This window comes from Clostridium sp. CAG:43 (assembly GCF_000434655.1).
GTDB classification, from domain to species: domain Bacteria; phylum Bacillota; class Clostridia; order Lachnospirales; family Lachnospiraceae; genus Otoolea; species Otoolea fessa.
Genome location: NZ_FR895049.1, coordinates 25706 through 33637, shown reverse-complemented (window position 1 = coordinate 33637; position 7932 = coordinate 25706). Strand labels below are relative to the sequence as shown.

5 protein-coding genes are annotated in these 7932 nt (G+C 50.0%); 2 read left to right on the top strand and 3 right to left on the bottom strand.

Translation table 11 applies throughout. The features are described 5' to 3' along the window. Positions 1-1742 (bottom strand): bifunctional lysylphosphatidylglycerol flippase/synthetase MprF (locus QVO97_RS04185; protein WP_288188880.1); only part of this gene is annotated, 1742 nt, incomplete at its 3' end. 489 nt (positions 1743-2231) lie between these two features. On the opposite strand from QVO97_RS04185, the gene QVO97_RS04180 reads away from it, so the two are divergent. Continuing rightward, the gene (locus QVO97_RS04180) at positions 2232-3422 is read left to right on the top strand and encodes an iron-containing alcohol dehydrogenase (protein WP_022359140.1); all 1191 of its coding nucleotides are present in this window, start codon (positions 2232-2234) and stop codon (positions 3420-3422) included. Between the two features lie 191 nt (positions 3423-3613). Here the strand turns inward: QVO97_RS04180 and QVO97_RS04175 are convergent, their stop codons facing one another. Beyond that, positions 3614-4903, bottom strand: a complete 1290-nt coding sequence (locus QVO97_RS04175) for a RelA/SpoT domain-containing protein (RefSeq protein ID WP_022359139.1) — start codon at positions 4901-4903, stop codon at positions 3614-3616. Positions 4904-5316: 413 nt separating this feature from the next. Between QVO97_RS04175 and QVO97_RS04170 the strand changes: the two genes are divergently transcribed. Beyond that, positions 5317-6300, top strand: coding sequence for a 3'-5' exonuclease (locus QVO97_RS04170; protein ID WP_022359138.1), 984 nt, complete (start codon positions 5317-5319; stop codon positions 6298-6300). 158 nt (positions 6301-6458) lie between these two features. On the opposite strand, the gene QVO97_RS04165 is transcribed toward QVO97_RS04170, so the two are convergent. Then, positions 6459-7932 (bottom strand): D-alanyl-D-alanine carboxypeptidase family protein (locus QVO97_RS04165; RefSeq protein WP_288188878.1); only part of this gene is annotated, 1474 nt, incomplete at its 5' end.

Genomic DNA, 7932 nt, shown 5'->3' with positions numbered 1-7932 from the left:
GCCCAACTTACCTGGCGAGATGGTTTACTCTGATGTGTCAGGGAAGCCCTCTTGTTTCTCAGTCGCTGCGCCCATCCTTTTACCAGATCCTCCGCTGCCTCGCGGATCTGATGCGGATTCTGAATCGTCACAAGGGCATAAAACATGTCTGGTGTTGGAATCTTCGGCAGGTAGATATAATAGGAAGGAACCCATTCGGTCGGGCTGTATTTTTCCTTGGCACGGTAGAGGTCGCGGAATCCATAACAGTCATTCAGGTGGTCGTAAGCGAAGCAGAGCAGCTTTTCGACTGGATTAGGGCTGTCATTTTCCAAGCCAGCGAGCGGGGCAACACCGAGGCTGCCATACTCAATGCCCTCGTCTTTGAAAACCTGAAATGCGTCGTAAAGAATCGTCTCCATCACGCCGCTCGGTGCGCCGGTTCCGTGGCGGGTGACGTCCGCCATGTAGCCTCTTTTGCCGAGAAATGGGACAAACACGATGAATGCCACGATTTTTCCGTCGGCGTCGGTGGCGTAGAAATATCGCTTGTCCATCGGATTTTCCAGCCCGACAGTTCCCATAACGAAAGTCAGCATCAAACTCTTTTTCTGTTGCAGCCATTCGTTCGTGATGCGGTTCAGATCTGCCTCAATCTGTGCATCCCGCTGTTTCAGCGGGCAGTATTCATGGACGACGACCCCGGCTTTCCGGGCGTGATTGATGTTCATCCGCATCTTGGCGCCTTTCTTGCCAGAGATTTCATAGTCCGCAAGGTGGAAACGGGCTTCCTCCCCGTTTTTGACCCATCCAAAGCCCTGCTTCTTATATTCTTCCAGAAAATGGTCAGTGACGCTGATAAAAAACAGGTTGTGAGCGCTGCGCTGGCAAAATTCTTTAAATTCTGCCAGGAGAACCGGAAAATCGCTGTCTGCGCAGATGGGATCGCCGTTGATAACGATGGTGCTGCCGACGACTCCGTAGGGGATGACGCCGTCCACCTTCTGACCGAAATATAGGAGCTTGTCATCCTCCAGCGTCAGGTAGGCGCTGGGATTCTGGCTGTACAGGTTGACGAGGGTGCGGGCATGCATCAAATCCGAAGCATGGCTGACTGGATGCAGCAGCCATGGGCGGACCGCATACAGAATGGAGGCGAGGATGCAGCCCCAGCTGAACCAGAATGTAACCAGTTCGACTACATGTGTTTCACGTGAAACATTGCTCGGATTTCCCATGCCGAAAATCATGGCAGTTCCCTGAATGAGACTATCCATCAGCGAGTCAAGAGAGGTTTCTCCCAGCGGTTTTACCGAAAAATGATAGCTGATACCGGCATTGACGATGATGCCTGCCAGTGCCAGCAGCAGAAACAGTAGAGAGCGTCCGAGGCTGCGCCGGTCAGACGGACAGCAGAAGTCCTTCCGAAAACACAGGAGAAGCAGAAATAATACGGCTTCTGCCAGGTGAAACGGAAGATATAAAGGCGAAGAAAGTGCTGTCAGCCCGCGTAAAAAGCTTAAAAACAGCAGGAGAACAGCAATGTTCCAGGCAGCGCGCTTCCGTTTCCAAAGCTGGAAGGTCAGGATGAAGAGCACGACAGAAAAGGCACGCTGTACCATGTGCCCCATTTCCAGAAGGATACCGACGCGGTTTGCCAGTCCCAGCCCTGGCAGGAAGCTGAGAATAAAAAGTACAAGGGAAAGAACGCCAAGTGCGCCGATCAAGGTGTTTTCCAGTTGGATTCGTGAGTTCTGTTTCATATTATAATGTCCTCCGTGTCAGTCTTGTACAGATATAATCTGTAAGGTGCTATGAAACGGGCATAAGCGCATAGGCGGCTTATGCTTGCCCTTGTTATAGTACGGAAAAACAGGGATGTCAAGATAAGATTTTGCATGGAAATAGGAGTGGAGAAATTCCCTTACTGTTTATGAGTAGGCACTTTTGAAACCGAAAGTGCCGTAAGAAAACATGGTGGAAGCAGGAATTCTTTATGATAGAGGCAAAGGTACAGGGGGATTATGCAGACAGAAAAGGAACGGTTCAAAATGGAGAAAAGAAGCAGTTTGTTGGATGATTGACAAGCGAAGAACGCAGTTTCTATGGAAATCAAAGTAATAAAATGTAAAATTTTTGAAAAATACACAAATATATCAAAAGTAAATAGTTAAAACAGTTGAAATCCACCAGAATGCGTGCTATAATCTGGGCATAGGGTGGTTAAAAAATTAACAGGAGGTAGTATCAATATGGCTAGATTTACATTACCGAGGGATCTCTATCATGGAGAAGGATCTTTAGCGGAACTGAAAAATCTGAAAGGCAAAAAGGCAGTCGTTGTCGTTGGCGGTGGTTCCATGAAACGCTTCGGTTTCCTTCAGAAAGTAGAAGATTATCTGAAAGAAGCTGGCATGGAAGTGGCTCTGTTTGAGGGAGTAGAGCCAGATCCGAGCGTTGAGACCGTTATGAAGGGCGCAAAGCTTATGCAGGAATTTGGTCCGGACTGGATCGTAGCGATCGGCGGTGGTTCTCCAATTGATGCAGCGAAAGCGATGTGGGCATTCTACGAGTATCCAGATACCAAGTTTGAGGATCTGATCACTCCGTTCAATTTCCCGACACTGCGTACAAAAGCAAAATTCTGCGCGATTCCGTCTACTTCTGGTACAGCAACTGAGGTTACGGCATTCAGCGTTATTACCGATTATCATAAGGGTATCAAATATCCGTTAGCAGATTTCAATATCACACCAGATGTAGCGATCGTGGATCCGGAGCTGGCTGAGACCATGCCGCAGAAGCTGACCGCAAACACCGGTATGGATGCGATGACCCATGCGATCGAGGCGTATGTATCCACACTTCATTGTGATTACACCGACCCGCTGGCACTTCACGCAATCAAGATGATTCATACCTATCTGGTTAAATCTTACAATGGCGACAAAGAAGCGAGAGCACGTATGCACAACGCACAATGCCTGGCAGGTATGGCATTCTCCAATGCACTGCTTGGTATCGTCCATTCCATGGCACACAAGACAGGTGCAGCTTACTCCGGCGGACATATCGTTCACGGTGCAGCGAATGCGATGTATCTTCCGAAGGTTATTAAATTTAACTCCAAGGAACCAGAGGCAGCTTCCCGTTATGCAGATATCGCGAAGTTCATCGGTTTACAGGGAGACAGCGACGAGGCTCTGGTTGACGCTCTGATCGCCGAGATCAAAGAGATGAACAAGCAGTTAAATATCGCTCCGAGCATTAAGCTCTATGAGGGCGGAATCATTGACGAGAAAGAATTCAATGACAAACTGGCAACCGTGGCAGAGCTGGCAGTTGGCGATGCATGTACCGGTTCCAACCCGCGTTCGATCAATCCGGAGCAGATGGCGAAACTTCTGACCTGCTGCTTCTATGATACAGAGGTTGATTTCTAATTTAAGAAGCTTCTGAATTTAGAATGCAAAATTAGAATGTAAAACATCGTGTTTCGATGTTGGAAGCGGTTCTGAAAAGAATCAAATATGTAAAAGAAAGAAGCCATCCGGCTAAAAACTGGATGGCTTTTATCGTTGTGTCTTTTTGTTATCTGGTGTTTTGCATTTTTGGTGATTGGCGCGTTTGTGTCCTATGCGTTTTCTGCGTGGCTGTTTTTCTCACCGTTTTCTCCGTCTGCCATTGCGTCATGCTGTCCGGTCAGCTGTGCCAGAAGTGCTTTCGCTTCCTCCGTACAGCGGAGAATCTGTGCCTGGTCCGGCAGCTCGATGTCGTGGATCAGGACATTCCGCAGCTTGCGGAGCTGGACAATCTGGTTGATCATTTCTTTGTCAAAGAGATCCATCCGCTTGAGTGTATTGATATTGAAGGCACCGCGGGAACGCGTCGAGGTGCGCCGTGCAGTCTTGTTGAGCAAGCGCTCTAATGGTACCCACTCCTCGAGGAACTGGTTGATTGCCTGCAGGGTTTCCGGTGAAGCGGTCTCCGGTTCCGTCCGCAGCTCCTGGTAGCACTGGTAGCGCTTTTCATTGCCGGAGATAATCTGATCGATGATCTGCTGGGAAATGGTGCGCCGATCCTTTTCAAATTTGACAGACCGCAGAATCGGGGTAATATCTTTGAGACCGGTGAGCTGTAAACGCTGCAAAAGCCGGTAGAGCAGGGCAATATTTCCCATTCGAAGCTCGATGTCCTCGGTTTTGAGATGGCTGCTCAGGAAATTATAGAGATAGGACGCCAGCTCGTACTGGCTTCCAAACGCGGCATTGCGGCTGCGGAGCCGCTCATTTCCGGCTGCCTGTAGGCGTTCCAGCGCGATCTCGCCGGCAAGGACCAGACCATTTAATTCATCTAAGATCGACAGCTCTTCCTCGGATAAAGTTCCCTGCATTGGCTTGTAAATCAGATCATGCTCAACCTCGGACCAGGCGTGCATGATCAGGGATGCTACCTGGATCTCGATGCGCGCCGATCCGTATTTTTTCTGTGATTCATTCAAAATTTCATCGCGCATCCGCGCGCGGTAATGGTTCGCCCAATAGCCGGAAAACCGTTTGTGGTAAGTCGGGGGTTTCGACTGTTCCGGGAACTGTTTAAATTCCAGGATGTTGAAAAGCTCCGAGATGATCGCATCTACCTTGCCGCGGTCACCGGGGAAATACAGGGAGACGCGTACACCGGACAGATCGGCAATGTCGTCGTAGATTTCCTCGAGTGTCTGGTATGGTTCTTCACGTCTGGAATTGCGCCGCTGCACTTTTGTGCGGAGTCTGGCGGGATTCTTGGCGCGAGAGGTCACGATCGCCCGGATACCGGCATTTTGCAGGGCGAGCTGGAGTTTCTCTGCCGCGAGCCGCCCGGCTGCGTCGTAGAACGTCCATTTCATCTTGTATGTATCGATAAATTGTTGTATTAAATCCATAAGCAGCCCCTCCCAAGGTGCATAATAAAGCTTAGAAGAAAGCATTCTGATAAAAGAAATGCTTCTTCTTTCTATCATGAAGTATAGCAAAGATGGAAGCACTCTGCCAGTGGTTCTATGTAAAAAATATGTTACTGTACACGCATACGTGTCCAGTAACGGAATTTGCCGTGGCTTCGCATTTAAATACGGCAAATTCCTGCTGCCACCACGTTTTCTTACGGCACTTTCGGTTCCAAAAGTGCCTACCCGTGTATAGTAACAAAAATATTACTGTCCCCACATGTGTGCCCGGTAACCTGATATGGACTTATACACAGATTTGTGGTAAAGTTATGGACGGTGACAACGTGAAGAAAGAAAAGTAAGAGGTAACGCGGAGAAAACGGAACCGTTACAAAGAGACGAGAATTATGGGACAGTTTATAGTATTGGATCTGGAATGGAACCAGAGTCCGGCGGGCAAGGAAGGCTCGATGAACCGGCTTCCATTTGAGATTATTGAGATAGGCGCGGTAAAATTAAATAAAAATCTTCAAATCATTTCGGAATTTCGCCGTCTGATCCGCCCGCGGGTGTACCGGCAGATGCATTATAAGATATCAGAAGTGACGCATATGTCGATCGAGCAGCTTGACACAGAAGGCGAGGATTTTGTGCGTGCGATGACCGAATTTTTAGAATGGTGCGGGGATGATTACCGGTTCTGTACGTGGGGCTCGATGGATCTGACCGAATTGCAGCGGAATATGGTATATCACGGGATGGAGCTGCAGTTTCCATCGCCGCTTCTCTATTATGATTTGCAGAAAATCTATGCCCTGATCCACGGCACCAAGCAAAAGGAGTCGTTAGATACCGTGGTAGAGGAATTGCACCTCACGGAAGACCGCCCGTTCCACCGGGCGCTGGATGATGCGTACTACACGGGGCGTGTCATGAGTGAGATGGACTTTTACAGCATGATGGAGTATGTTTCAGTGGATTATTACCAGCCGCCGCTGACGGAGGAGGAAGAGATCTACCTGGAATTTCCAGAATATGCGAAATTTGTGTCGCGTGAGCATGAGACGAAGGAAGAGATTTTGGAGGAACGGCGTGTGGCGGAGATGGTTTGTTACAAATGCCGCCGGACCTTGCGGAAAAAGATCCGCTGGTTTTCCTCAAACCAGAAATTTTACTTCTGTCTGGCGGTCTGCCCGGAGCACGGTTATATGAAGGGAAAGATCCGGATGAAGAAGTCGGAGGACGGCTCGTTCTTTGCTGTTAAGACGACGAAGCTGGTCGGTGAAGAGGGAGCGGCCTACGTGGAGCAGAAGAAGGAGGAAACGAAGAAGAAGCGCGCGGAACGCAACAAGGCGAAGAAGTCTGGAAAGGCGGCAGAAGCAGCCGAGTAGGGTGAAGGCAGCCGGGCGGATGGAGCGTATGAAATAGGAATTAGAGAAAAGAAAAAATTCATAGAAAAGAGTTACTGGATATGGAAATGTTTCTCCTGCCTGTTTAGAGTAAGGTAAAAGAAGAGAATTTCCACATCTGGTAACTCTTTTTGTGTCAGTTATGGTATTTTATGCGAGCGTTTCTTCCTTTTTTTCGCCAACGCCATTCGGCGGTCCTGCATCATCAGGTCGAAATCTGCTTCGGACATTCCGCTGTCGCGCAGACGTTCCGCGCGCCGTCTGCGGCGTTCTGCGAGGGCGTCCTCCTCCTGGCGGCGCTGCATCTGGAGAAAACGGATGCCGGCGGTGACCGCGCCGATCACGACAAGAATGGCGGTCAGTGCGGCGATGAATGCCGGTGGAACGCGGACGGAAATATGAAACAGCTGTCCAAAGGATTTACCGGTGGAACTATTTTCCTGATTAGCAGCCGATTCGGGCGGATTGGAGAGCGGCAAGACCTCCGAGGAGCCGTTTGAGAGGGCAGTGTCGGAGCTGTCCTGCGCGGTAGCTGTTGCCGCCTGGGATACGAGCTTTTCAGGAATATCTGCCGCTGTCTGGCTGCTGTCGGTGAGGGTCAGATATGCCTGGCCAACCTTGTGATCGCCGAGCGAATAAGTGACACAGGCGATCGTGCCGTCCGGTGCGCCAGCCGGGATCTCATAGTCGAAGGAGGTCGTTGTCTCCGAGAAATCCGCTGTTTTTGGAAGTACCACGCGGCTATCTGGGTCGATGGACAGGGATTCGCCCCCGGCGGTAGATACATCTGCAATTTTCAAATCTTTTCCGATATTTGAAAAAGTTTGATCATAATCTGCAATTTTGACTGACTGGAAATTGTTAAATCCAAAGTCGAGCAGCCGGCTGGTATCCTCATACTGCGTGTTGTTGCTGTGCAGGATGACGGTAATCAGTGTCGTATCGCCCTGTCTGGCACCATTGACCAGTGTGTTGAGGGCGATGGAGGTATAACCGGTTTTGCCGCCGAGGACGTCCGGACGGTAGTACTGCGGCCAGTTCTTTTTGACCAGCTTATTGCCCGGGGAGATGCCCTGTCCCTCGGGATTTTTCTGGTTCGGCGGCAGTTTATAGTAGGTTGTCTCGACGATCTTGGCAAACGTAGGATTTTCAAATGCCGCCCGCGTGATGAGCGCCATGTCGTAGGCGCTGACATAGTGTTCCTCGTTATTCAGACCGCTTGGATTTGCAAAATGCGAATCCTGGCACCCAAGCTCGGCGGCTTTTTCATTCATCAAAACAGCAAATGCATCAGCGGAGCCAGCAACGTGCTCGGCGAGTGCGTTGGCAGCCTCATTGGCTGATTTTAAAAGCAGGGCGTAGAGGCAGTCCTTGACGCTGGCAGTATCGCCTGTATCGTATCCGGCGCTGCTGCTGTTGGATTCCACGTTATAGACCGCGCTCTCGGAAAAGGTGACCGTCTCATCGAGGGAACAGTGCTCCAGAACGATGAGGGAGGTCAGAACCTTCGTGATGCTGGCGGGAGAGTAGGTTTCATGGATGTTTTTTCCATATAAAACGACTCCGGTGTTGGCGTCCATGACGATCCCGGCATCGGAGTCAATGGAAATGTCC

What these genes read in the sequence shown, in the direction of transcription:
- QVO97_RS04170 (WP_022359138.1), top strand. Translation starts at nt 5,317, where the DNA reads ATGGGACAGTTTATAGTATTGGATCTGGAATGGAACCAGAGTCCGGCG.
- QVO97_RS04175 (WP_022359139.1), bottom strand. Translation starts at nt 4,903, where the DNA reads ATGGATTTAATACAACAATTTATCGATACATACAAGATGAAATGGACG.
- QVO97_RS04180 (WP_022359140.1), top strand. Translation starts at nt 2,232, where the DNA reads ATGGCTAGATTTACATTACCGAGGGATCTCTATCATGGAGAAGGATCT.